The organism is Bacillus sp. FSL K6-0923, from assembly GCF_038630825.1.
GTDB lineage: Bacteria > Bacillota > Bacilli > Bacillales > Bacillaceae > Bacillus > Bacillus pumilus.
On the sequence record NZ_CP152044.1, the window covers coordinates 584,512 to 608,695 of the forward strand.

The 24,184-nt window shown below is 42.7% G+C and carries 21 protein-coding genes, 4 tRNA genes and 3 rRNA genes; 19 read left to right on the plus strand and 9 right to left on the minus strand.

Annotated features, from left to right (window positions below):
* The first annotated feature begins 9 nt into the window (after nucleotides 1–9).
* On the plus strand, nucleotides 10–1,029 hold the full coding sequence (locus tag MHI16_RS02910; RefSeq protein ID WP_058015448.1) for a S66 peptidase family protein: 1,020 nt from the start codon (nucleotides 10–12) through the stop codon (nucleotides 1,027–1,029).
* Between the two features lie 36 nt (nucleotides 1,030–1,065).
* On the opposite strand, the gene gltP is transcribed toward MHI16_RS02910, so the two are convergent.
* Complete coding sequence (gltP, locus tag MHI16_RS02915; RefSeq protein ID WP_058015452.1) at nucleotides 1,066–2,316, minus strand: glutamate-aspartate/proton symporter GltP; 1,251 nt, start codon at nucleotides 2,314–2,316, stop codon at nucleotides 1,066–1,068.
* 369 nt (nucleotides 2,317–2,685) lie between these two features.
* On the opposite strand from gltP, the gene MHI16_RS02920 reads away from it, so the two are divergent.
* From MHI16_RS02920 to tsaD, 12 genes are all read left to right on the plus strand, one after another.
* Nucleotides 2,686–2,762: transfer RNA gene (locus tag MHI16_RS02920), tRNA-Arg, on the plus strand.
* 11 nt (nucleotides 2,763–2,773) lie between these two features.
* Nucleotides 2,774–2,847 (plus strand) — tRNA-Gly (locus tag MHI16_RS02925).
* Nucleotides 2,848–3,026: 179 nt separating this feature from the next.
* Nucleotides 3,027–4,575: ribosomal RNA gene (locus MHI16_RS02930) — 16S ribosomal RNA — on the plus strand.
* A gap of 182 nt (nucleotides 4,576–4,757) precedes the next feature.
* A 23S ribosomal RNA gene (locus tag MHI16_RS02935) occupies nucleotides 4,758–7,688 on the plus strand.
* Between the two features lie 61 nt (nucleotides 7,689–7,749).
* Nucleotides 7,750–7,865, plus strand: a 5S ribosomal RNA gene (gene rrf, locus MHI16_RS02940).
* Together the 16S, 23S and 5S rRNA genes with 4 tRNA genes alongside form the textbook arrangement of a ribosomal RNA operon.
* Before the next feature lie 18 nt (nucleotides 7,866–7,883).
* A tRNA-Met gene (locus MHI16_RS02945) sits at nucleotides 7,884–7,960 on the plus strand.
* 47 nt (nucleotides 7,961–8,007) lie between these two features.
* Nucleotides 8,008–8,084, plus strand: a tRNA-Asp gene (locus tag MHI16_RS02950).
* Between the two features lie 275 nt (nucleotides 8,085–8,359).
* A complete protein-coding gene (thiL, locus tag MHI16_RS02955; protein ID WP_058015569.1) occupies nucleotides 8,360–9,337 on the plus strand; it encodes a thiamine-phosphate kinase in 978 nt (325 codons plus the stop codon).
* A gap of 22 nt (nucleotides 9,338–9,359) precedes the next feature.
* A complete protein-coding gene (gene tsaE, locus MHI16_RS02960) occupies nucleotides 9,360–9,827 on the plus strand; it encodes a tRNA (adenosine(37)-N6)-threonylcarbamoyltransferase complex ATPase subunit type 1 TsaE (protein WP_058015579.1) in 468 nt (155 codons plus the stop codon).
* Entirely contained in the window at nucleotides 9,808–10,497 is a 690-nt protein-coding gene (gene tsaB, locus MHI16_RS02965) for a tRNA (adenosine(37)-N6)-threonylcarbamoyltransferase complex dimerization subunit type 1 TsaB (RefSeq protein WP_058015568.1), read from the plus strand. The genes tsaE and tsaB overlap by 20 nt, the downstream gene beginning before the upstream one ends.
* A gap of 25 nt (nucleotides 10,498–10,522) precedes the next feature.
* Nucleotides 10,523–10,951 (plus strand): ribosomal protein S18-alanine N-acetyltransferase, encoded by a 429-nt coding sequence (rimI, locus tag MHI16_RS02970; protein WP_003214231.1) that lies wholly within the window; start codon nucleotides 10,523–10,525, stop codon nucleotides 10,949–10,951.
* Nucleotides 10,944–11,972, plus strand: a complete 1,029-nt coding sequence (tsaD, locus tag MHI16_RS02975) for a tRNA (adenosine(37)-N6)-threonylcarbamoyltransferase complex transferase subunit TsaD (RefSeq protein WP_058015567.1) — start codon at nucleotides 10,944–10,946, stop codon at nucleotides 11,970–11,972. Before rimI ends, tsaD begins: the two co-directional genes overlap by 8 nt.
* Before the next feature lie 270 nt (nucleotides 11,973–12,242).
* Here tsaD and MHI16_RS02980 read toward each other — a convergent pair whose 3' ends face one another.
* Nucleotides 12,243–14,165 carry an ABC-F family ATP-binding cassette domain-containing protein gene (locus MHI16_RS02980; RefSeq protein ID WP_058015566.1) on the minus strand — a complete coding sequence of 641 codons (1,923 nt, stop codon included), beginning with the start codon at nucleotides 14,163–14,165 and terminating at the stop codon, nucleotides 12,243–12,245.
* A gap of 139 nt (nucleotides 14,166–14,304) precedes the next feature.
* Between MHI16_RS02980 and moaC the strand changes: the two genes are divergently transcribed.
* From moaC to tatC, 4 genes are read left to right on the plus strand one after another with little or no spacing between them, the layout of a single operon-like run.
* A complete protein-coding gene (moaC, locus tag MHI16_RS02985; RefSeq protein WP_058015565.1) occupies nucleotides 14,305–14,796 on the plus strand; it encodes a cyclic pyranopterin monophosphate synthase MoaC in 492 nt (163 codons plus the stop codon).
* Between the two features lie 15 nt (nucleotides 14,797–14,811).
* A complete protein-coding gene (locus MHI16_RS02990) occupies nucleotides 14,812–15,465 on the plus strand; it encodes a redox-sensing transcriptional repressor Rex (RefSeq protein WP_012009076.1) in 654 nt (217 codons plus the stop codon).
* 27 nt (nucleotides 15,466–15,492) lie between these two features.
* Entirely contained in the window at nucleotides 15,493–15,672 is a 180-nt protein-coding gene (locus MHI16_RS02995; protein WP_058015564.1) for a twin-arginine translocase TatA/TatE family subunit, read from the plus strand.
* Between the two features lie 6 nt (nucleotides 15,673–15,678).
* Nucleotides 15,679–16,443: a twin-arginine translocase subunit TatC gene (gene tatC, locus MHI16_RS03000; protein ID WP_268497766.1), complete on the plus strand. Its 765-nt coding sequence runs from the start codon at nucleotides 15,679–15,681 to the stop codon at nucleotides 16,441–16,443.
* A gap of 42 nt (nucleotides 16,444–16,485) precedes the next feature.
* Here the strand turns inward: tatC and MHI16_RS03005 are convergent, their stop codons facing one another.
* From MHI16_RS03005 to MHI16_RS03015, 3 genes are read right to left on the minus strand one after another with little or no spacing between them, the layout of a single operon-like run.
* On the minus strand, nucleotides 16,486–17,109 hold the full coding sequence (locus tag MHI16_RS03005; RefSeq protein WP_342498063.1) for an NUDIX domain-containing protein: 624 nt from the start codon (nucleotides 17,107–17,109) through the stop codon (nucleotides 16,486–16,488).
* A gap of 57 nt (nucleotides 17,110–17,166) precedes the next feature.
* The gene (locus tag MHI16_RS03010) at nucleotides 17,167–17,361 is read right to left on the minus strand and encodes a YdiK family protein (RefSeq protein WP_061406964.1); all 195 of its coding nucleotides are present in this window, start codon (nucleotides 17,359–17,361) and stop codon (nucleotides 17,167–17,169) included.
* The gene (locus MHI16_RS03015) at nucleotides 17,358–18,092 is read right to left on the minus strand and encodes a CPBP family intramembrane glutamic endopeptidase (protein ID WP_058015560.1); all 735 of its coding nucleotides are present in this window, start codon (nucleotides 18,090–18,092) and stop codon (nucleotides 17,358–17,360) included. The genes MHI16_RS03010 and MHI16_RS03015 overlap by 4 nt, the downstream gene beginning before the upstream one ends.
* Nucleotides 18,093–18,322: 230 nt before the next feature.
* Between MHI16_RS03015 and groES the strand changes: the two genes are divergently transcribed.
* Together groES and groL are read left to right on the plus strand one after the other, a co-directional pair.
* Nucleotides 18,323–18,607 carry a co-chaperone GroES gene (gene groES / locus MHI16_RS03020; protein ID WP_003214120.1) on the plus strand — a complete coding sequence of 95 codons (285 nt, stop codon included), beginning with the start codon at nucleotides 18,323–18,325 and terminating at the stop codon, nucleotides 18,605–18,607.
* 55 nt (nucleotides 18,608–18,662) lie between these two features.
* Entirely contained in the window at nucleotides 18,663–20,297 is a 1,635-nt protein-coding gene (gene groL, locus MHI16_RS03025) for a chaperonin GroEL (RefSeq protein ID WP_034320371.1), read from the plus strand.
* 89 nt (nucleotides 20,298–20,386) lie between these two features.
* On the opposite strand, the gene MHI16_RS03030 is transcribed toward groL, so the two are convergent.
* The 4 genes from MHI16_RS03030 to MHI16_RS03045 form a co-directional block, all read right to left on the minus strand.
* Complete coding sequence (locus tag MHI16_RS03030; protein ID WP_322000707.1) at nucleotides 20,387–21,586, minus strand: tyrosine-type recombinase/integrase; 1,200 nt, start codon at nucleotides 21,584–21,586, stop codon at nucleotides 20,387–20,389.
* 4 nt (nucleotides 21,587–21,590) lie between these two features.
* Nucleotides 21,591–22,070, minus strand: coding sequence for an ImmA/IrrE family metallo-endopeptidase (locus MHI16_RS03035; RefSeq protein ID WP_322000705.1), 480 nt, complete (start codon nucleotides 22,068–22,070; stop codon nucleotides 21,591–21,593).
* Nucleotides 22,071–22,511: 441 nt separating this feature from the next.
* Complete coding sequence (locus MHI16_RS03040) at nucleotides 22,512–23,432, minus strand: SHOCT domain-containing protein (protein ID WP_322000703.1); 921 nt, start codon at nucleotides 23,430–23,432, stop codon at nucleotides 22,512–22,514.
* A gap of 244 nt (nucleotides 23,433–23,676) precedes the next feature.
* On the minus strand, nucleotides 23,677–24,048 hold the full coding sequence (locus tag MHI16_RS03045) for a helix-turn-helix domain-containing protein (RefSeq protein ID WP_024720069.1): 372 nt from the start codon (nucleotides 24,046–24,048) through the stop codon (nucleotides 23,677–23,679).
* Between the last annotated feature and the right edge of the window lie 136 nt (nucleotides 24,049–24,184).

Sequence of the window (24,184 nt, forward strand, 5' to 3'; positions counted from 1 at the left end):
GGAACTAGGATGATACAATTTCCACAATTACAAAAAGGACAAACGATTGGTGTCACAGCACCTTCCTCAGGTGTACAGCCATCATTGCATGACATGTTTCAGCTCTCATGCGAACGAATGAAAAAAAGAGGCTATGATGTCATATGTGGAGAGACGGTCTGGAAGCAGGAAAAGGCGAAATCTGCCCCTGCCGTAGAACGAGCAAAGGAGCTTCAGTACATGATGACATGTGATGAGATTGATCATATCATCCCGCCATGGGGAGGGCAGCTGCTTATGGAAGTGCTAGAGCACCTTGATTTCTCATCGATGCAAAAAAAGTGGATTCTTGGTTATTCAGATACTAGTGCTCTCCTGCTCGCGTTGACATTCAAAACAGGTATTGCTACTGCGCATGGGCCGAATCTAGTAGATCTTCAGGGAGAAGAGCTTGATCAAACGACTGTCATGTGGGAAGAAGTACTTTCAACAAAAGGGGAAATGGACATCAGCCAATATTCTTCATCAATGTATCAAAAGGAATGGCAGTTTGACAATCCGATTGAACATGTTTTTCATTTAACAGAACCGACCGCATGGCAAACGGTTGATCGACAAGAAAAGATGGTAAAGGGGAGACTGATGGGCGGCTGTATTGATGTCATTCGCCACTTAGCGGGGACGCCTTTTGGAGACGTCAAAGCTTTTCAAAAAACATTCTTAAAGGATGAACCAATTCTCTGGTATTTTGAAAACTGCGAATTAAATGCTGCAAGCGTGAAGAGATCGCTCGTTCAATTAAAACTAGCAGGATGGTTTGATCACTGTTCAGGTATTATGTTTGGGCGAAGTGCAGTAGATGTGCCTGTGGAAGGGTATCAGTATCAGGATGTATATGAAGAATTACAAAAGGAATTACAAATCCCTATTTTTTACGATATAGATTGTGGACATGTACCGCCGCAAATGACGCTGATTAATGGCGCATATGCAGAAGTGCAGCTGCAACCTCAAGGCAAAGCGGTCCTAAAGCAAGCATTTTTATCATAAGAAAAGGAAAGGGGAAGCCCTTTCCTTCATATAACACTACATTCCTGTGGTTTCTTCACCTGCTTTTGGAACTTCCCAAGCAGACTCACGGAATACTTTCTCCCATTTCGATACGACAATACATGCAACGGCATGACCTGGAACGTTCACACCAGTTCGTGCCATATCCATAATTCGATCAACTCCGGCGATAATGGCGACGCCTTCTGCTGGAAGACCTACTGCATGGGCAGTTGCCAAAAGAACGACGAGTGAACCGGATGGCACCGCTGCAATCCCTTTACTCGTTAACACAAGAACAAGCATCATCAAAAGCTGCTGTGACAAACTCATGTCGACACCAAACGCTTGTGCAAGGAACACACAGGAAACCGATAAATATAAACTGGAGCCATCACAATTGAGAGAAAGACCAGATGGAATGACAAAGGAGACAATTCTTTTTGGACATCCGTATTTTTCCATTCTTGACATAAGCTGAGGAAGGACAGTTTCTGTACTTGTAGTAGAGAAGGCAACCAAGAACAAATCCCAAATCATTTTTAAAACTTCGAAGTAATTAAAACGGAAGATCAGTGCGACTAGAGGGAACAAAGCAAAGAGAATAATGAATAATCCTAAAAATACAGTCCCAACAAGTTTCATCATCGGGATTAATAACACAATGCCATATTGACCAACAGAAGCAGCCATTAATGCAAGTACTCCAATAGGTGCTGTCACCATGACCATCTGCGTTAGCTTAAACATAATTTGTGCCACTGATTCAAAGAAGTTGAGAACAGGAGCGGATGCCTTACCGATACCGCTTGCCGCTACACCAAATAATATGGCGAAGAAAATGACAGCAAGTAAATCATTTTGAGCCATGACATCGACGATATTCGTTGGAATGATATCGAGTACCATTTGTTTAAAGTCGACGACTTTTTGCGTATAACCGTCTAATTCACCAATATCTTTCTTAGCTAATTTAGAGAAATCAAGGCCAACGCCTGGTTTAAGAACATTAGCCAGCAATAGACCAATTCCTAGAACGATGGTTGTGATAACCTCAAACCAAATGATCGTCTTTAATCCTAGGCTGCCCATTTTCTTCATACCACCACTGCCAGCTGCACCAATAACAATGGTAGAGAAAACGATAGGAACAACGATCATTTTAATCAATCTGATGAATCCATCCCCAATTGGCCTGAGGGCCATCCCGAAGTCAGGAAAGAAATGGCCGATAAGAGCTCCTATCACCAAAGCGATCATGATTTGAAAAGCGACGAACTTTTTCATCATCTCCTACCCCCTTTAATTGCTTGGAAAATTTTAAGAATTTTCCAATAAATAAAAATTCTATGTGACCATGTTTTGTCCTCCTTTGGATTTAGAAAGATTTTATTTAAGAATCATTAGAATTATGAAGAAAGAGAAGAAAATAGGGCTATCGCATCTCTAGTTATCTAAGAAAAAACCACTTCTTAAAAAACATGAAACTTTTTTAGAAAAATGTATTGACCCTTTTATATGATCCATGGTATATTTTTATTCGTCGCTGATGACGTATTTGAAACAAAGACATTCAAACACATGCGGCAAACAAATTTTAAAAAGATGTTGACTTGATAAAAACGATATGTTAAGATAATTAAGTCGCCTGATTAAGCGCCCGTAGCTCAATTGGATAGAGCGTTTGACTACGGATCAAAAGGTTAGGGGTTCGACTCCTCTCGGGCGCGCCAATACAAATCACGCGGGTGTAGTTTAGTGGTAAAACCTCAGCCTTCCAAGCTGATGTCGTGAGTTCGATTCTCATCACCCGCTCCATTTTTTAAATATGATCTTTGAAAACTAAACAAGACAAAACGTACCTGTTAATTCGAGTTTTTATAAAAAATCCTATGTAATATCATAGGTAGTCAGTCAAACGCTGACGAGGCAGGAGATGATCACATGCTAAGTTCGCTACATCGTGTAGCAACGCATGTGTGATATGCATCCTGCATACCTCGGAGAGTTTGATCCTGGCTCAGGACGAACGCTGGCGGCGTGCCTAATACATGCAAGTCGAGCGAACAGAAGGGAGCTTGCTCCCGGATGTTAGCGGCGGACGGGTGAGTAACACGTGGGTAACCTGCCTGTAAGACTGGGATAACTCCGGGAAACCGGAGCTAATACCGGATAGTTCCTTGAACCGCATGGTTCAAGGATGAAAGACGGTTTCGGCTGTCACTTACAGATGGACCCGCGGCGCATTAGCTAGTTGGTGGGGTAATGGCTCACCAAGGCGACGATGCGTAGCCGACCTGAGAGGGTGATCGGCCACACTGGGACTGAGACACGGCCCAGACTCCTACGGGAGGCAGCAGTAGGGAATCTTCCGCAATGGACGAAAGTCTGACGGAGCAACGCCGCGTGAGTGATGAAGGTTTTCGGATCGTAAAGCTCTGTTGTTAGGGAAGAACAAGTGCGAGAGTAACTGCTCGCACCTTGACGGTACCTAACCAGAAAGCCACGGCTAACTACGTGCCAGCAGCCGCGGTAATACGTAGGTGGCAAGCGTTGTCCGGAATTATTGGGCGTAAAGGGCTCGCAGGCGGTTTCTTAAGTCTGATGTGAAAGCCCCCGGCTCAACCGGGGAGGGTCATTGGAAACTGGGAAACTTGAGTGCAGAAGAGGAGAGTGGAATTCCACGTGTAGCGGTGAAATGCGTAGAGATGTGGAGGAACACCAGTGGCGAAGGCGACTCTCTGGTCTGTAACTGACGCTGAGGAGCGAAAGCGTGGGGAGCGAACAGGATTAGATACCCTGGTAGTCCACGCCGTAAACGATGAGTGCTAAGTGTTAGGGGGTTTCCGCCCCTTAGTGCTGCAGCTAACGCATTAAGCACTCCGCCTGGGGAGTACGGTCGCAAGACTGAAACTCAAAGGAATTGACGGGGGCCCGCACAAGCGGTGGAGCATGTGGTTTAATTCGAAGCAACGCGAAGAACCTTACCAGGTCTTGACATCCTCTGACAACCCTAGAGATAGGGCTTTCCCTTCGGGGACAGAGTGACAGGTGGTGCATGGTTGTCGTCAGCTCGTGTCGTGAGATGTTGGGTTAAGTCCCGCAACGAGCGCAACCCTTGATCTTAGTTGCCAGCATTTAGTTGGGCACTCTAAGGTGACTGCCGGTGACAAACCGGAGGAAGGTGGGGATGACGTCAAATCATCATGCCCCTTATGACCTGGGCTACACACGTGCTACAATGGACAGAACAAAGGGCTGCGAGACCGCAAGGTTTAGCCAATCCCATAAATCTGTTCTCAGTTCGGATCGCAGTCTGCAACTCGACTGCGTGAAGCTGGAATCGCTAGTAATCGCGGATCAGCATGCCGCGGTGAATACGTTCCCGGGCCTTGTACACACCGCCCGTCACACCACGAGAGTTTGCAACACCCGAAGTCGGTGAGGTAACCTTTATGGAGCCAGCCGCCGAAGGTGGGGCAGATGATTGGGGTGAAGTCGTAACAAGGTAGCCGTATCGGAAGGTGCGGCTGGATCACCTCCTTTCTAAGGATATATGGAGCAGTGTGCGTTTTCGTCTTGTTTAGTTTTGAAGGATCATTCCTTCAAGACATGTCTCTAGCGAGACAGGATTGTTCTTTGAAAACTAGATAACAATAAGTAATACATTCACATTGAATGCAATGCAAAGTTCATCACACATAGTGATTCTTTCTAAAGTAAGAAATGGTTAAGTTAGAAAGGGCGCACGGTGGATGCCTTGGCACTAGGAGCCGATGAAGGACGGGACGAACACCGATATGCTTCGGGGAGCTGTAAGCAAGCTTTGATCCGGAGATTTCCGAATGGGGAAACCCACTGCTCGTAATGGAGTAGTATCCATACTTGAATACATAGAGTATGAGAAGGCATACCCGGGGAACTGAAACATCTAAGTACCCGGAGGAAGAGAAAGCAAATGCGATTCCCTGAGTAGCGGCGAGCGAAACGGGAACAGCCCAAACCAAGAGGCTTGCCTCTTGGGGTTGTAGGACACTCTATACGGAGTTACAAAGGAACGATATAAGCGAAGAGGTCTGGAAAGGCCCGCCAAAGAAGGTAACAGCCCTGTAACTGAAATGTTGTTCTCTCCAGAGTGGATCCTGAGTACGGCGGAACACGTGAAATTCCGTCGGAATCCGGGAGGACCATCTCCCAAGGCTAAATACTCCCTAGTGACCGATAGTGAACCAGTACCGTGAGGGAAAGGTGAAAAGCACCCCGGAAGGGGAGTGAAATAGATCCTGAAACCGTGTGCCTACAAGTAGTCAGAGCCCGTTAAAGGGTGATGGCGTGCCTTTTGTAGAATGAACCGGCGAGTTACGATCCCGTGCAAGGTTAAGCAGAAGATGCGGAGCCGCAGCGAAAGCGAGTCTGAATAGGGCGCATGAGTACGTGGTCGTAGACCCGAAACCAGGTGATCTACCCATGTCCAGGGTGAAGTTCAGGTAACACTGAATGGAGGCCCGAACCCACGCACGTTGAAAAGTGCGGGGATGAGGTGTGGGTAGGGGTGAAATGCCAATCGAACCTGGAGATAGCTGGTTCTCTCCGAAATAGCTTTAGGGCTAGCCTCAAGGTAAGAGTCTCGGAGGTAGAGCACTGATTGGACTAGGGGCCCCTACCGGGTTACCGAATTCAGTCAAACTCCGAATGCCGATGACTTATCCTTGGGAGTCAGACTGCGAGTGATAAGATCCGTAGTCGAAAGGGAAACAGCCCAGACCGCCAGCTAAGGTCCCAAAGTATACGTTAAGTGGAAAAGGATGTGGAGTTGCTTAGACAACCAGGATGTTGGCTTAGAAGCAGCCACCATTTAAAGAGTGCGTAATAGCTCACTGGTCGAGTGACTCTGCGCCGAAAATGTACCGGGGCTAAACGTATCACCGAAGCTGCGGACTGTTCTTACGAACAGTGGTAGGAGAGCGTTCTAAGTGCTGTGAAGTCAGACCGGAAGGACTGGTGGAGCGCTTAGAAGTGAGAATGCCGGTATGAGTAGCGAAAGACGGGTGAGAATCCCGTCCACCGAATGCCTAAGGTTTCCTGAGGAAGGCTCGTCCGCTCAGGGTTAGTCGGGACCTAAGCCGAGGCCGAAAGGCGTAGGCGATGGACAACAGGTTGATATTCCTGTACCACCTCCTCACCATTTGAGCAATGGGGGGACGCAGGAGGATAGGGTAAGCGCGGTATTGGATATCCGCGTCCAAGCAGTTAGGCTGGGAAATAGGCAAATCCGTTTCCCGTGAAGGCTGAGCTGTGATGGCGAGCGAAATTTAGTAGCGAAGTTCCTGATTCCACACTGCCAAGAAAAGCCTCTAGCGAGGTGAGAGGTGCCCGTACCGCAAACCGACACAGGTAGGCGAGGAGAGAATCCTAAGGTGATCGAGAGAACTCTCGTTAAGGAACTCGGCAAAATGACCCCGTAACTTCGGGAGAAGGGGTGCTTCTTAGGGTGTTAAAGCCCCGAGAAGCCGCAGTGAATAGGCCCAGGCGACTGTTTAGCAAAAACACAGGTCTCTGCGAAGCCGTAAGGCGAAGTATAGGGGCTGACGCCTGCCCGGTGCTGGAAGGTTAAGAGGAGCGCTTAGCGTAAGCGAAGGTGCGAATTGAAGCCCCAGTAAACGGCGGCCGTAACTATAACGGTCCTAAGGTAGCGAAATTCCTTGTCGGGTAAGTTCCGACCCGCACGAAAGGCGCAACGATCTGGGCACTGTCTCAACGAGAGACTCGGTGAAATTATAGTACCTGTGAAGATGCAGGTTACCCGCGACAGGACGGAAAGACCCCGTGGAGCTTTACTGCAGCCTGATATTGAATGTTGGTACAGCTTGTACAGGATAGGTAGGAGCCTTGGAAACCGGAGCGCTAGCTTCGGTGGAGGCATCGGTGGGATACTACCCTGGCTGTATTGACCTTCTAACCCGCTGCCCTTATCGGGCAGGGAGACAGTGTCAGGTGGGCAGTTTGACTGGGGCGGTCGCCTCCTAAAATGTAACGGAGGCGCCCAAAGGTTCCCTCAGAATGGTTGGAAATCATTCGCAGAGTGTAAAGGCACAAGGGAGCTTGACTGCGAGACCTACAAGTCGAGCAGGGACGAAAGTCGGGCTTAGTGATCCGGTGGTTCCGCATGGAAGGGCCATCGCTCAACGGATAAAAGCTACCCCGGGGATAACAGGCTTATCTCCCCCAAGAGTCCACATCGACGGGGAGGTTTGGCACCTCGATGTCGGCTCATCGCATCCTGGGGCTGTAGTCGGTCCCAAGGGTTGGGCTGTTCGCCCATTAAAGCGGTACGCGAGCTGGGTTCAGAACGTCGTGAGACAGTTCGGTCCCTATCCGTCGCGGGCGCAGGAAATTTGAGAGGAGCTGTCCTTAGTACGAGAGGACCGGGATGGACGCACCGCTGGTGTACCAGTTGTTCTGCCAAGGGCATCGCTGGGTAGCTATGTGCGGACGGGATAAGTGCTGAAAGCATCTAAGCATGAAGCCCCCCTCAAGATGAGATTTCCCATTCCGCAAGGAAGTAAGATCCCTGAAAGATGATCAGGTTGATAGGTCTGAGGTGGAAGCGTGGTGACACGTGGAGCTGACAGATACTAATAGATCGAGGACTTAACCTATATTCTATTGTGAAGTTTGAACATTGTTATCTAGTTTTGAGAGAACATTCTCTCCATCAGGTTTGGTGGCGATAGCGAAGAGGTCACACCCGTTCCCATACCGAACACGGAAGTTAAGCTCTTCAGCGCCGATGGTAGTTGGGGGTCTCCCCCTGTGAGAGTAGGACGCCGCCAAGCTTGTTAAATTTATATCGTCGCGGGGTGGAGCAGTTCGGTAGCTCGTCGGGCTCATAACCCGAAGGTCGCAGGTTCAAATCCTGCCCCCGCAACCAAATTATTTTATATACCAATGGGAGTGCTCATTGAGTGCAACCAAAATGGTCCGGTAGTTCAGTTGGTTAGAATGCCTGCCTGTCACGCAGGAGGTCGCGGGTTCGAGTCCCGTCCGGACCGCCATTTTTATGACTTGTAAACGAAAACGTATAGTTTCGTTTTTTTTTATGTCTTTTTCTTTTCATACGTATCCAAGATACATTGAATGGGTTTGTGTTTGGCTACACGTTATGTAAAAAAAAGATAGATCACTTCAACCCAGCCTGGTTTTTTCATACCAGGCTTTCTTTATATCATTTTTAATTGAAACTGAAACTCATATTGGCTTACACTAATATTAATTATGTCTGACATCGTGTCTATTCAATCAATTGATTGCATGAAGGGGCTGTCTTTTTATGGATGAATTTGATCTTATTCGCCGAATTACACCAAAAGAAACACATCAGCGTTCTTTAATTATGGGCATCGGAGATGATGCAAGTGTTTATCAACCTCATTCACATTGTGAAGAGGTCGTTTGTGTTGATACAATGGTGGAGCATGTCCATTTTCGCTTTGATTTTTCCACACCTTTTGAGATTGGCTTTAAAGCACTAGCGGTCAATGTCAGTGATATCGCCGCAATGGGAGGAACCCCAAAGTATTATCTTGTATCAATTGCGATTCCGCCTCATGGTGATGAGACGGTCGTTTCAGCTCTTTACGAGGGAATGAAAGCACTCGCTGATACTTATCAAATGGATTTGATTGGTGGAGATACGGTGGCCACTCGCAGTGACTTTGTCATTACAGTAACGGTCATTGGCGAAGTACCAAAGGGAAAAGCTTGTTATCGTCACAGTGCTCAGACAGGAGACGTCGTCTTTGTGACAGGTGAGCTGGGTTCATCAGCTGCGGGCTTATCACTTTTAATGAACGAAGTAGCCCCTTCCAAGGCAGTCGACACAGCCTTTTTTCTTGAGCGTCATAAAAAGCCTCAGCCACACATTGCTGCTGGTCTCATTTGCTCAAGCTTCCCGAGGGTCGCCTTGAATGATGTGAGTGATGGATTAGCGAGTGAGCTGAATGAGATAGCCGAAGCGAGTCATGTGACGATAGAAATAGAAACAAACAAGCTCCCCATACATCCAGATTTACCAGTGCTGCGTAAAGACTGGCTGGAATGGGTGTTATTTGGCGGGGAAGACTTTGTATTAACTGGTACGATTCCAGAGGCTGATTGGGAAAGCTTTGAAATGCAATGCAGAAAAGAACACATTTACATCACCCGTATTGGACAAGTCAAAGGTGGCCAAACAGCAAGCGTTCTATTAAAAGACAATGAACAGCAAACAATGTTAACGAAAAAAGGATATAATCATTTTAAGAAATGAGGTGACAACCACAGTGAAATTAATGTGGACGACAAAAGGTGCGGATGAGACGAAACGAATTGCCGCTGCATTGGCCAAACTTGTGATGCCAGGCGATGTTTTGACATTAGAAGGGGATTTAGGCGCAGGCAAAACGACTTTTTCAAAAGGTTTTGCAGAAGGCTTAGGGATTACCCGTATCGTCAACAGCCCTACCTTTACGATTATTAAAGAATATACCGATGGCAGACTGCCACTTTATCATATGGATGTGTACCGCATGGAAGATGCGGAAGAAGATATCGGGCTCGAAGAATATTTTGAGGGCGAAGGTGTATGCTTGGTTGAGTGGGCACATCTCATTGGGCCTCAATTGCCTTCCTCCTATTTGAAAATAGAAATGCTAAGAACAGAACGTGAAGAAGAACGTCATCTCACGTTTAGTGCAAAAGGGGACCGCTATGAGGCCCTTTGTAAGGAGATGAAAGAATTTGACCATACTGGCAATTGATACGTCAAACCATACACTAGGAATTGCCCTTGTCAAAAATTCCACAGTGATTGGTGAGAGCATTACGTATTTAAAAAAGAACCATTCCGTCCGAGCAATGCCGACTGTTGAGGCATTGATGAAAGAATGTGGTGTAGCCCCAAGTGAGCTAAGTAAAATTGTTGTAGCGAAAGGACCTGGTTCCTACACTGGTGTTCGAATCGGTGTGACCATTGCAAAAACACTCGCATGGACGCTGTCTATCCCGATATCGGCTGTTTCGAGTTTAGAAACACTTGCGGCAAATGGTCAATACTTTGATGGATGGATCTCACCACTATTTGATGCGAGAAGAGGACAAGTTTATACTGGGCTATATACGTTTGAAGAAGGAAAGATCCAAGAGATCAAACAAGACCAAAATATCTTGCTCACGGATTGGCTTTATGAGCTGAAGCAGACAGGAAAGCCTGTCCTATTCCTTGGACAGGATGTGCATCTTCATGAAGAGAGCATTCGCTCCATTTTAGGAGAAACGGCTGTGATAGCAGAGGGAGCTTTTCATAACCCAAGACCTTCAATGCTTGCGTTTTTAGGGGCAGATCGTCCTGCTGAAGATGTCCATCAGCTTGTTCCTAACTATATTCGTATGGCAGAAGCGGAAGTGAAATGGCTTGAAGGACAAAAATAATCTCAACATAACCGAGATTCGAAAAATGACGGTAGCGGACATTCCAGAGGTGTATACGATTGAAGTGCATTCGTTTACTGCCCCTTGGAAAAAAGAATCATTTGTCTATGAGATTCTTCATAACCAGTACAGCCATTATTTCCTCATTGAAGAAGATGAGCAGCCTGTTGGGTATTGCGGGGTCTGGATCGTCATGGACGATGCACAAATTACGAACATTGCGATTCTCCCTGAGCATAGAGGAAAGGGTTACGGGGAAGCATTGCTGCGATATGTCATGGAGTTTTGTAAAGAAAAAAAGACAGATCATCTTTCTTTAGAGGTGCGGGTTTCAAATACACCTGCACAATCCCTTTATGAAAAGCTTGGTTTCAGACCAGCTTCTATTCGAAAGAATTATTATACGGATAATGGAGAAGATGCATTGGTTATGTGGGTGAATATAAATGAATGAACAAACAGATCGATTCATATTAGGTATAGAGACAAGCTGTGATGAAACAGCTGCATCTATTGTGAAAAATGGAAAAGAAATAGTAGCGAATGTGGTCGCGTCGCAAATAGAAAGCCATAAACGGTTTGGCGGAGTTGTGCCAGAAATTGCTTCAAGGCATCACGTGGAGCAAGTCACCATCGTGTTAGAAGAAGTAATGGCACAGGCCAATATGAGCTTTCAGGATTTAGATGCCATTGCTGTTACAGAAGGACCAGGCTTAGTCGGTGCCCTTCTGATCGGTGTCAATGCAGCCAAGGCACTGAGCTTTGCCCATCAAATTCCTGTTGTTGGTGTCCATCATATTGCGGGGCATATTTATGCAAACCAACTTGTAGATGAATTGCAGTTTCCGTGCTTAGCTCTTGTTGTCTCTGGTGGACATACTGAGCTTGTACTAATGAAAGAGCACGGCTCTTTTGAGGTGATCGGAGAAACATTAGATGATGCGGCTGGAGAAGCTTACGATAAAGTGGCCCGGACGATGGGTCTTCCGTATCCAGGCGGACCTCATATTGATCGGTTAGCACATGAAGGAGAGCCAACGATTAAGCTTCCTCGTGCATGGCTTGAAGAAGGTTCCTACCACTTTAGCTTTAGTGGATTAAAATCAGCTGTTATTAACACACTACACAACGCATCTCAAAAAGGAGAAACAATTGCTCCAGAGAATTTGGCAGCAAGCTTTCAAGCAAGTGTCATTGAGGTGCTTGTTGGGAAAACATTAAAAGCGGCTGAGGCCTATGGCGTCAAGCAGGTTGTCCTAGCTGGTGGAGTCGCTGCCAATAAAGGACTGAGAGAAGCCTTAACGACAGCATTCACAAAACTTCCTGACGTGAAGGTCATCATTCCACCGTTATCTCTTTGCACAGACAATGCAGCCATGATCGCTGCTGCTGGAACCATTGCGTTTGAAAAAGGTATAAGAGGCGATATGGCAATGAATGGCCAGCCGGGCTTACCGCTTGTCTCATATGAATGAAAACTCCTGTGGATACACAGGTTTTTTCATTTTTAATGAAAGTGATTTATTCACATGTAAACGTGATATATCCACAATTATTAGAAAATTTCGTTTTAAAATGAAGTGGATGTGCACAAACACGGTCTTTCATGTGGATATGTGATTAAATCTCTGTGGATAAAGTGGATAAGTCCAATTTTTAAAAGAATAATAAAGAAATTATTGTGGATACTAATGTGGATAATAAATTTTCACTAAAAGAAAAAAGAGCACCCATTAGGGCACTCTTTAAGATTCGGATAGCTCTTCCCACTCTGCGAAAAGGGATTCCAGCTCTTGATGAAGCGTATCATTTTCTGTTTGAATGTTTTGGACCTTCTCGTGATCTTGAAAAATGGCAGGATCACATAGAAGCTCTTCATTTTCACCAAGCTTCGCTTCAATGTTAGCAATCCGCTCTTCAATTTCCTCGATTCTGCGCTGCTTTTGTCTTTCTTTCTTTTTCAGTTCTTTTTCTTCCGCATAAGAAAGCTTTGCCGTTTCAACGGGCTTTGCTGCTTGTTTTTTAAGCGCCTCATTTTCTTGAATCGCCTCAAGCTCTAATTGTTCATTTTTCTTTTCAAGGTAGTAGTCATAATCACCGAGATACTCTTTTGTTTCTGTTGGCGACAGCTCGAATACTTTCGTTGCCAGACGGTTGATAAAATAACGGTCATGCGAGACAAATAAGATGGTTCCTGGATAATCAATCAGTGCATTTTCTAGAATTTCCTTACTATCTAAGTCCAAATGGTTCGTAGGCTCATCAAGTATCAGGAAATTGGCTTTTTGGAGCATCAGCTTTGCGAGGGCAAGGCGCGCTTTTTCTCCACCGCTTAATGCATGAACGGGCTTTAAGACGTCGTCACCGGAAAAGAGGAAGTTCCCTAAACATGTCCGAATTTCTTTTTCATTCATATGAGGATAGTCATCCCAAAGCTCATTGAGCACTTTTTTGGAGGATGTCAGTTTGGCTTGTTCTTGGTCATAGTAGCCGATTGTGACATGAGATCCAAAGGTGATGTCGCCTTTTACAGGCTTTAATGTGTTCGTTAACGTTTTTAAAAGGGTTGATTTCCCGATTCCATTAGGACCAATGAGTGCTACGCTATCCTCTCGTTTGATCTGAAAAGAAAGAGAGGATAGAAGCGGTGTTTTTTCATCATAACGAATGTCGAGATCATGTACCTTCAGCACATCATTGCCGCTTTGTCTCGCAATATCAAAATGAAAGTTTGCCGATTTTTCATCACCTAATGGCTTATCTATACGATCCAACCGTTCCAGCTGCTTGCGTCTGCTCTGAGCGCGCTTTGTGGTTGAGGCTCTTGCTAGGTTGCGATCTACGAAATCTTGAAGTTTTGAGATTTCTTCTTGCTGCTTTTCGTAAAGTTTCATATCGCGCTCTAGCTGCTCAGCTTTCAGATCAAGATACTTACTATAGTTGCCTGCAAACTTTTTCATGGCAGTTCTTGAGACTTCATATACATGGTTCACCACTTTGTCTAAGAAGTAGCGGTCATGGGACACGATCAGAATGGCGCCTGTATAATTTTGCAAATAATGCTCCAGCCATGATAAGGTATCAATATCTAAATGGTTTGTCGGCTCGTCCAGAATTAAGAGCTCCGGTTTCATTAATAAGAGCTTTCCAAGTGCTAGACGGGTTTTCTGGCCGCCGCTTAAGGATTGAACGGTTGTCTCATCTTCAAAGTGACTAAAGCCGAGTCCATGAAGAATGGAGCGGACGTCTGCTTCGTATTGATAGCCGCCTTGATCTTTAAATTCCTGCTGTAGCCTGTCATAGGTTTTCATGAGGGAATCCAGCTCCGAACTTGTGGAGGAAGCCATTTTCTCCTCGATGGTTCTCATCTCTTGTTCCATCTTTTTCAAATGATCAAAAACCGATAATAATTCGTCTTTTAACGTACGTGTAGACGTCACATCGGTATGCTGTGCTAAATAGCCAATCGATAGGTCCTTCGGTTTGATGATCTCACCTTGCTCGTAAGACAATTGACCGGCGATGATTTTCAAAAGGGTGGATTTGCCTGCGCCGTTACGACCTACAATGGCAATCCGATCCCTTGCTTTGACTTCCAATTTTATATTCGTTAAAACGGTATCAGCACCAAACGATTTGGACAGCTGATTCACTTGTAGAATCATCATGTAACTTCACCTCTGCTATAATATGTTAAGTGTAGCTTATCAGCAGTAAACCAGCAAATGATACATACAATCGCCATATTCAAATGAAAGACAGATAGGAAAAAATAGTGTATCATTTGAGTGAGGGAGCGTTGAAAAGATGAGTCAATTTAGCCACTTTAACGAACAAGGAAGAGCAAAGATGGTCGACATTAGTGAAAAATCGTCTACCGTGAGAACCGCTGTTGCTGTTTCAAGTGTTCGTATGATAAAAGAAGTGTTTCATAAAATAGAGCAACGTGAAATTGGAAAAGGGGATGTGCTGTCTGTTGCACAGGTTGCTGGCATCATGGCAGCAAAGCAAACATCTACCATCATTCCAATGTGTCATCCGCTTGCACTAAAAGGTGTGGATATCTCCTTTGATTGGGAGGAAGACGGAAATGCGCACATTCTGAACATACAAGTACAAGTGAAAACAAAAGGAAGTACGGGTGTGGAGATGGAAGCGCTCACTTCTGCTTCAGTATGTGCACTGACTGTTTACGACATGTGCAAAGCGATTGATAAAGGCATGATCATCGGTCCTACCTATTTAATTGAAAAGACAGGCGGGAAAAACGGTGATTTTCACAGAGCATCTGATATTTAAGTTGGAGGACCTTATATGAATATAGATCAGTCAAAAATTCCACAAGCGACAGCCAAACGTTTGCCGCTATATTACCGTTTTTTAAAAAATCTGCATGCATCAGGAAAACAAAGGGTGTCATCAGCAGAGCTTAGTGATGCAGTCAAAGTGGATTCTGCTACCATTCGCCGAGATTTTTCGTACTTTGGTGCACTTGGGAAGAAAGGGTATGGCTATAATGTCGATTACCTTTTGACCTTCTTTAGAAAAACACTTGACCAAGATGAAATGACCAATGTCATGCTCATCGGTGTCGGGAATTTAGGGACTGCATTTTTACACTATAATTTCATCAAAAACAATAATACAAAAATTTCAATGGCTTTTGATGTCAATGAGAGTAAAATAGGAAGTGAGATAGGCGGCGTGCCTGTCTATGATTTGGATAAGCTTGAAGAGCATGTTCAAGAGGTAGGAGATATTCCTGTTGCCATTTTGACAGTACCTGCCGTAGCAGCTCAACCCATTACAGATCGTTTGATTGCCCTTGGCATCAAAGGGATCCTTAATTTTACGCCGGCCCGATTGAATGTGCCGGAACACATTCGAATTCATCATATAGATTTGGCGGTTGAACTTCAGTCTCTTGTGTATTTCTTAAAGCATTACTCTATTACACAGGAGGATTGACGAAAAGGGGTAAAGGGGGTGGAGCAAATGGGTCCGATTGGTCCTGGAAGTTTGGTTCTGATTGCGATTGTTGCGCTCATTATTTTTGGGCCGAAAAAGCTTCCTCAATTAGGAAGAGCAGCAGGAGATACATTACGTGAATTCAAAAATGCCACAAAGGGTTTAGCTGATGATCAGGAAGAAAGTAAGAAAAAAGAAGATCAGTAGAATAGGATGAGCTTCATGAATGTCAAAGATATGCCGCTTATGGAGCATATTGTGGAACTGCGAAAACGTTTAGTGATCATTGCGATGTTTTTTGTCGCCTTTATGGTGGCTGGTTTTTTTCTTGCTAAGCCGGTCATTGTGTATTTACAAAATACCGATGAAGCGGCCACACTGACACTAAATGCATTTAAGCTCACAGATCCGCTGTACGTGTTTATGCAGTTCGCATTTGTCATTGCTTTGATTTTGACGTGTCCCGTGATTTTGTATCAGCTGTGGGCGTTTGTGAGTCCTGGCTTATATGAAAAAGAAAGAAAGGTGACACTTGCTTATATTCCGATTGCACTGCTTTTATTTTTGAGCGGTGTGGCTTTCTCTTATTTTATTTTGTTTCCGTTTGTCGTCGATTTTCTGATGCGGATGTCGAATGATTTAAATGTAGAGCAAGTGATTGGGATTCATGAGTATTTTACATTTCTGATGCAGTTAACACTTCCATTTGGCTTTTTGTTTCAGATGCCCGTCGTGTTGATGTTTCTCACAAGACTTGGCATCATCACACCGATGTTTTTATCAAAAATACGGAAGTATGCCTATTTTGTCCTCCTTGTCATTGCCGCACTCATTACACCGCCAGAGATCGTTTCTCACCTCATGGTTACCTTGCCGCTGCTCGTTTTATACGAAGTGAGTATCGTCATTTCGAGAGTGACCTATCGCAAAATGCAGCAAACAGAGACAGAGGAGAAAGAAAGTTATGATGTCTCATAAAAAAGCATCGTGATCCAAATAAGGGTCACGATGCTTTTTCTATTATGAAAGGAATTGATTGATCGCTTGAAATAGATGCTGATAATAGGAAGGCTTATGCGGTACAAAATCTTGTATACAGACTACTCTGCTTTCCTCACATCGTTCTCCGGTTTCATCAATTTCAAAGCCCTCCAGCTGCATGTTTTCACATTTTCTTGTGAAAAGCTGCTGTGCATCCATTAGCTTTGCTCTGTAAAGTCCAGCGACTTCTTCTTTTTGTAATTGAATGTTCATCTGCTCTTCTTGATGGACGTAAAGATAGACATGGCAAAATTCACGATCAGTCAAATCGGGTAGATGGATTTCATCCTGTATAACTCCTGCAAAGGTCAAATCCTCAAAAGGTATAGTAAAACCAATCTCTTCTTCTACCTCTCTCATACCGTCAGAAGGCTGTTCATTTGCAAGAAGGTGACCTGCTGCGGTGATATCAAAAAGAGAAGGGAAATCCTTTTTGGCGGGACTTCTTAGCTGAAAATAGAGATACATGGTGTCATGTTCCTTTTTGAGAAGCCAGAAATGAAAGGTTTCATGCCAAAGGCCTTGGGCGTGGATATCTGATCGAGCAGCGACTCCAATCGTTTCATGCTGCTCATTTAAGATGTTCAGTTTTTCTTGTTCCATGAAAACTTGTCCCCCCATAAAAAAACCATTTCCCACGTACGGAAAATGGTTTTTGATTTATTTTTGCTGCTGTTTTTTGAGTTTGACAGAGAAGGCAAACATTTTAAGCGCGATATTGATATTATAGGCCGCAAACACCATCAGCAAAATGCTGTAAAATGACCACATGTCACCTGGATTTTGAATGGCCATATAGGTGAAAGCCACACCTACGGCAAAATAAATGATGCCCCATATAACAGGGTTTCTCATGAGAAAAAGCCTCCAATAATCATTTGCATTGTTTGAGATTGTTCTTCAATCATTTTTCTTACTGGCTCAATCTGCACAAGAATAACGAGCGAGTTCATCAGCATATGAGCACCGATTGGAACAATGATTCGTTTTGTTTTCGCATATAAAAAGGCAAAGGTAAAGCCCATTGCGGTATAGAGCAAGATGTGGGGAAAATCATTGTGTACAGCAGCGAAAACCACTGAACTGACAAGTGCTCCAATGAAAAAATTCGTTTTTTCATAAACCACACCAAAGATGATTTTTCGAAAAATAATTTCCTCTAATATCGGTCCAATCAGGGCGATGACGATCACAAGCCATGGAACTGCATCCATAATGGCTAAAATGTTTTGAGTATTTTCGGATTCTCGGCCAATGCCAAATGCATATTGTTCAATCGCCCCCGCAATTGATTGTGCTAAGAGGGAAAGAAAGAAACCGACAATGATCCAAACGATTGCCGCGCCGACTGAAACCGGTGCTTCATTTCGAAGTGAAGCTCTTGGTACAGTCCGAAGGATGAGCAGAATAATGATTAATCCGACACAGAAGCTGATGATTGTCCATGTACCTGACAATTTAGAGAGCTCTGCTTGTGTCATCGGTGTCTGAATGTAACCTAACCACTTCATAATGAACACATACGGAAACGCAGAAACCTGCACCAATATATACGTTAAGATGATGTACCAATATTGTTTTTTCAAGTAACGAAAACCCCTTTACTAAAAGAACTAGATTTATTGTAACACAAGTCTTCTTTTTCGATGAAAAGGAAAGAATCTGAGTTGAAAAAAGATCATGAAAGCGTAAAAATTTTTAAAGGTTTTTACTTGAAATTACAGAAGACATTCTTTATTATAATAAATGTGTTAGCACTCACTGGTGATGAGTGCTAAAAAAAGACTACATATAAAAATTGAGGAGGTTGTTTCTTATGTTAAAGCCATTAGGCGATCGCGTAATCATTGAACTCGTTGAATCTGAGGAAAAAACCGCTAGCGGTATTGTGTTACCGGATTCTGCAAAAGAAAAACCGCAAGAAGGTAAAATTGTTGCAGCAGGTTCAGGCCGTGTACTTGAAAGTGGTGAGCGCGTTGCGTTAGAAGTAAACACAGGCGACCGCATTATCTTCTCAAAATATGCAGGCACTGAAGTGAAATATGAAGGCAAAGAATATTTAATCCTTCGTGAGAGCGACATTTTAGCTGTTATTGGTTAATCACATAAAAAACATTGAGATACATTTTTAAAAAGACTGAGGAGGTTTCGTTATTATGGCAAAAGATATTAAGTTCAGTGAAGAAGCACGTCGCGCGATGTTACGTGGTGTAGATGCACTTGCAGATGCTGTAAAAGTAACTTTAGGACCTAAAGGACGTAACGTGGTTCTTGAGAAAAAATTCGGTTCTCCACTTATCACAAATGATGGTGTAACGATTGCAAAAGAAATCGAATTAGAAGATGCATTTGAAAACATGGGTGCAAAACTTGTGGCTGAAGTTGCAAGCAAAACAAACGACGTAGCTGGTGACGGTACAACGACTGCAACAGTTCTAGCTCAAGCGATGATCCGTGAAGGTCTTAAAAACGTAACAGCTGGTGCAAACCCTGTTGGCGTTCGTAAAGGGATCGAAGAAGCAGTGAAAGTAGCACTTGAAGGCTTGCACGAGATTTCTAAACCAATCGAAGGCAAAGAATCAATTGCTCAAGTTGCGTCTATTTCTGCAGCAGATGAAGAAGTTGGAAGCCTAATCGCGGAAGCAATGGAGCGTGTAGGTAACGACGGCGTGATCACAATCGAAGAATCTAAAGGGTTCACAACTGAGCTTGAAGTGGTTGAAGGAATGCAGTTTGACCGCGGATATGCTTCACCATACATGGTGACGGATTCTGATAAGATGGAAGCAGTTCTTGAAAATCCTTACATCTTAATCACGGATAAAAAGATCACAAACATTCAAGAAATCCTTCCTGTACTTGAGCAAGTTGTACAACAAGGAAAACCATTGTTGATCATTGCTGAAGATGTAGAAGGCGAAGCACTTGCAACACTTGTTGTGAACAAACTTCGTGGAACATTCAACGCAGTGGCAGTAAAAGCACCTGGATTCGGTGACCGTCGTAAAGCAATGCTTGAAGATATCTCTGTTCTAACTGGCGGAGAGTTAATCACAGAAGACCTAGGACTTGACCTAAAATCAACTGAAATCGGTCAGCTTGGCCGCGCGTCTAAAGTCGTTGTGACTAAAGAAAACACAACGATCGTAGAAGGCTCAGGAGATTCTGCTCAAATCGCAGCACGCGTCAACCAAATCCGTGCGCAAGTTGAAGAAACAACTTCTGAATTCGATAAAGAAAAATTACAAGAACGTCTTGCAAAACTAGCTGGTGGCGTCGCTGTCATCAAAGTTGGTGCTGCAACTGAAACAGAACTAAAAGAGCGTAAACTACGTATCGAGGATGCCTTGAACTCAACTCGTGCAGCAGTTGAAGAAGGTATCGTATCCGGTGGTGGTACAGCACTTGTGAATGTATACAAAAAAGTCGCTTCAATCGAAGCAGATGGTGACGTTCAAACAGGTGTAAACATCGTTCTACGTTCTCTTGAAGAGCCAATCCGTCAAATCGCTCACAACGCAGGTCTTGAAGGATCAGTCATCGTTGAGCGCTTGAAAAACGAAGAAATTGGTGTAGGCTTCAACGCAGCAACAAACGAATGGGTAAACATGATCGAAAAAGGAATCGTTGACCCAACAAAAGTAACTCGCTCTGCACTTCAAAACGCAGCTTCTGTTGCAGCAATGCTTCTAACAACTGAAGCAGTCGTTGCTGACAAACCAGAAGAAGGCGGCTCAGGCGGCGGAATGCCGGATATGGGCGGCATGGGCGGTATGGGTGGAATGATGTAATCAAACGGCGGAAATCCTTGATATACCAAGGGTTTGACCGTTGATTTCATCTGAAATGCTCAAAAAAATAACATTTTGATAACATTTCTTTATGAAATCCCGATATTGAGGATGTTTCCGAAAGTCTTCTGGACTTTTTGCGAAGCATCCTCTTTCATTTTTTCAGTAACGTGTGTGTAAATTCTCATTGTAGTTTTCATATCATCATGACCAACTCTTTTCATGATCGTTGTAATGTCTACCCGGGCTTCGGTCAACATGCTGATATGTGTGTGTCTGAAAATATGAGGTGTTGCATGCTTCTTAATAGATGTTTTCTCGAGTAACCTTTCCATACGGACAATGATATTTTTAGGCAGGAATGGATATCCATTTTCTCTCGCAAAAACAAAATTTCCATCATGGTATTCCTCTGGCTTTATGCGTGACTGAAGCCTTCTTTTTTTCTGCCGCATTTGATATTCCTTTAGCATGTCCATGATCTGACCTTCTACTTCGATTGTACGGACTGAGCCGGCTGTTTTAGGTGGTACCAACTCATACTCTTTCATGTTGTTAGTTTCTGAGTATATGGTTTTGGTTATACGAATTTCCTTGGTTTCAAAATTGATATCGGTCCATTTTAAGGCACATAATTCACCTGAACGCATTCCGGAAAAAGCGAGTAAATAAAATCTTTCAAGATCCATATCTAATCCAAATTCTTTCACAGTCAAAAGGAATTCTTCAAGTTCCTCTTTTTCAAAATACTTTTCTTCAATCGGGTTATTTTCGATATCTTCTACAGTTAAACGTTTTTTGGGAACGACAGCGCCTTCAGTTGGGCTATGTTTCAATAACTTTTGTTGTATGGCATATTTAAAAATCAGCCCTGCTGTAGTATGGACCCCACTTATTGTATTCCGAGCATAACCTTGTTCCGTTAGATCATTTAATATTTTTTGGTACTTTCTTGTTGTGATCTTTGCAATGTTTGTTTTGGCAATATATCGGTTGAGAATCTTAATTTCTTTTGTTCTAATCCTAATGGTGCCTTTCTTGTTGCCAGTGGTAAGGGTATAATCACGAATCCAATCAGCAGCCAGCTTTTCAAACGTCATCTTTTTTACAACAGATTCATCAATTCCGTCTTCTTCTAATGCTGCAATTGCTTTCAGAACTCTTTGTTCTGCTTCTTTTTTTGTTTTCCCTCTTCTGGGTATTTGTTTACGTTTACCGGTAACGGGATCAGGCGGGCCATCTCCAACAGCGAGCCATTTTTTACCCTTGACTAACTCTTTGAAATGCATCGTTTTACCTCCTAGACAGTTTGTTAAAGTAAATTTTAAGTCTATGCTTAGCAAATTCACAAGTAACTTTGAAAATATCGGCGACAAGTAGCGCTGCTTTGTTTTGGTCAGCGGGTAGGCTTAAATTTTTCAGCATGAATGTTGGAATGCAGAAATGATATGAAAAATAATTGGCCTTGTACTCTTGGTATTGCTTCCATTGAAGTGGCATTGCGGCATTGTTGCCGCCTTCAATCAAAATGTGCCATAGTTCATGCGCCAATTCACATCTTTGTTGAAATGGATCTGACCTACTATCAATGCTTACAACATAGACACCGCATATCTCAGTCATACAGGTTCGTTTTTCATGTTGCACGATGAAAATATTCATTTTTCGGCATAGTTCTATTAGTTCTAAGTCTGATGGAGAAGTAATCTGTTTACCTCTTAAAAACCTTTCGATCCAGTCTTCTAAATGGCTTTGAGTATATGTGTTTATCATGTGAAGCATCCCCTCCAAATTTACTGCATTAACACTGGATAAAAATATGGTTTAGAAAAAAATAATTGAGGATGACGACTTATTTTCCAATCACAAAAAAGAACGTGTGTTCTGTTTTTTGTTCTAAAAAATAGCCCAGTGTTTAAGGGCTTATTCAGCTTTTTTCCATTCAATGTCTTTAAAAAAGGAGATCGCTGTGAAACTTATGATGATAATTAGAAGGACAATGTTTTCTCTTATGTCTGGTCTGTAAAGAGATTGATGATAGATCCAGAAGGCTGCTCCGATAATCAAAAAGAAAAATTGTAAAAGGAAACCAAACATTAATCATTCTCCCATCACTTAATCCTATCAGAAACCATTATTTGTATAAGCTATTTATTTAATAATATTTCAATATTAGGATAAAATCAACAGCGAGAATCAATAATAAAATCCAGTCTACTTCAAGTTAAGTAATTCTTTTTTCTTTTGATTGTATTCTTCCGAAGTAATTGCATCCATATCCAAAAGTTCTTTGAATTTTTTAAGCTCATCCGCAACTGAAATTTTTTCGGAATTCATTGGCTGAATTTGCTTTTGTATAATTTGATTACTTTGTTCGGTTTCAATAGATTCTTTTAATTCCTCTGCCATCGCTAATTCTAGGGGGCTAAACGTGAATGAATTATCATCTTGTATCGCGTTCCACAAACCGCCAGTTTCGTTAGCTGCTGCGGTTAAAAACTGAAAATAACCAGTTGTAACTAAACCAGGCTTTTTTATTTGTATGCCTGATAGTTTGTCAATTCTATAAGATTTTTCACCACTAAAACCTCTAGTAATTGCATTAATTGCACCTTTTTTATCGACTCTGACATAATTGCCATCTATTATAACCCTTGTTTTAGATGTCTTAAAATAGAACTCTTTTATGTCACTTTTTAATTTTGCTTGTTTTTCATTATATTCTTCGAGATTACCAGTGATTTTGCTAGTAACAAAATCGGTGAAACTCTGTGGATCACCCTCAGTTATAGAATTAACATTCAAATCTTCACTTGATGTTCTAAAACTGATTTTACTTCCTATTAGTGGTTTGTGATTAAAACTTATATCTAGCAGCTCACTGTATATCCACTGTTTAACGGTTGTTATTTTCTTTTTTAAATTAATGTGATAAAGCGCTTTGTCTGTAGCAATAAATAGACCCCATGAAGATTCACCTTTTAAAACACCAAAAACTACCTCATGGATTGATTCGTCTTTTTCATTTAAATAACTTGTTGCTGCTTCATAAATTTTAATGAAGTTTTTTGATGCTTTCATTTTCTTCTTGAATTGACAGTTATAAATTTCCCCATTTTCCAGAAGTGAAGCCATATAATCACCCTCCAAGCAAGCCAAATAAAGAAAAGTTTTACTGTAAAAATTACAGCACAACCTTCAGTTGAGAAAAAATGATTGTAGACTCTACTGTAATTTTTACAGTTGAATGGTCGTTCAATTGTAGGTATTACTGTAATTTTTACAGCAGAACCTTCAGCATTAATTAAACTAAACTAAATAATATATATAAATAATTAAAAGATATAATCTGACTTGCAAAACTTTTGTTTAAGAATAATTAACCTTTATTTTTTTTCTCAAGGTGTTCTTTGATGATTTTTTCAAGACCGTCAATCTGTTTTAAAGCATTCACTAGAATTTCATCTTTTTCATCATCTTCAAAGTCATGCCCGTCAATGGCAGCATAACGAGTGTCAGGTCTTTTATTTATTTCACTTGCTAATTCTTTATAATGTTCTTCGCCTCTTAACAAGTAATCGGTTGTAACATCAAAGAAATCCGCAATCTTAAGTAAAGTGTCATAATCCGGTTGACGATGACCTCTTTCATAGTTTGCATAAGTACCTCTGTGAATACCAATTTTTTCTGCCATTTGTTCTTGTGTTAATTTTTTGTTTTTTCTTAGTTGTATCAAGCGGTCCTTAAACATACTAACACCTCATTTCAAAATCATTATAACGTGTCAAAATGAAACAAATAAAGTTTTGTGTCAAAAAGACGAGAAAGTTGTTGACATTGTTTCTTAATGACGATATTATTAAGTCAAATGATTCGTTAAGAAACAT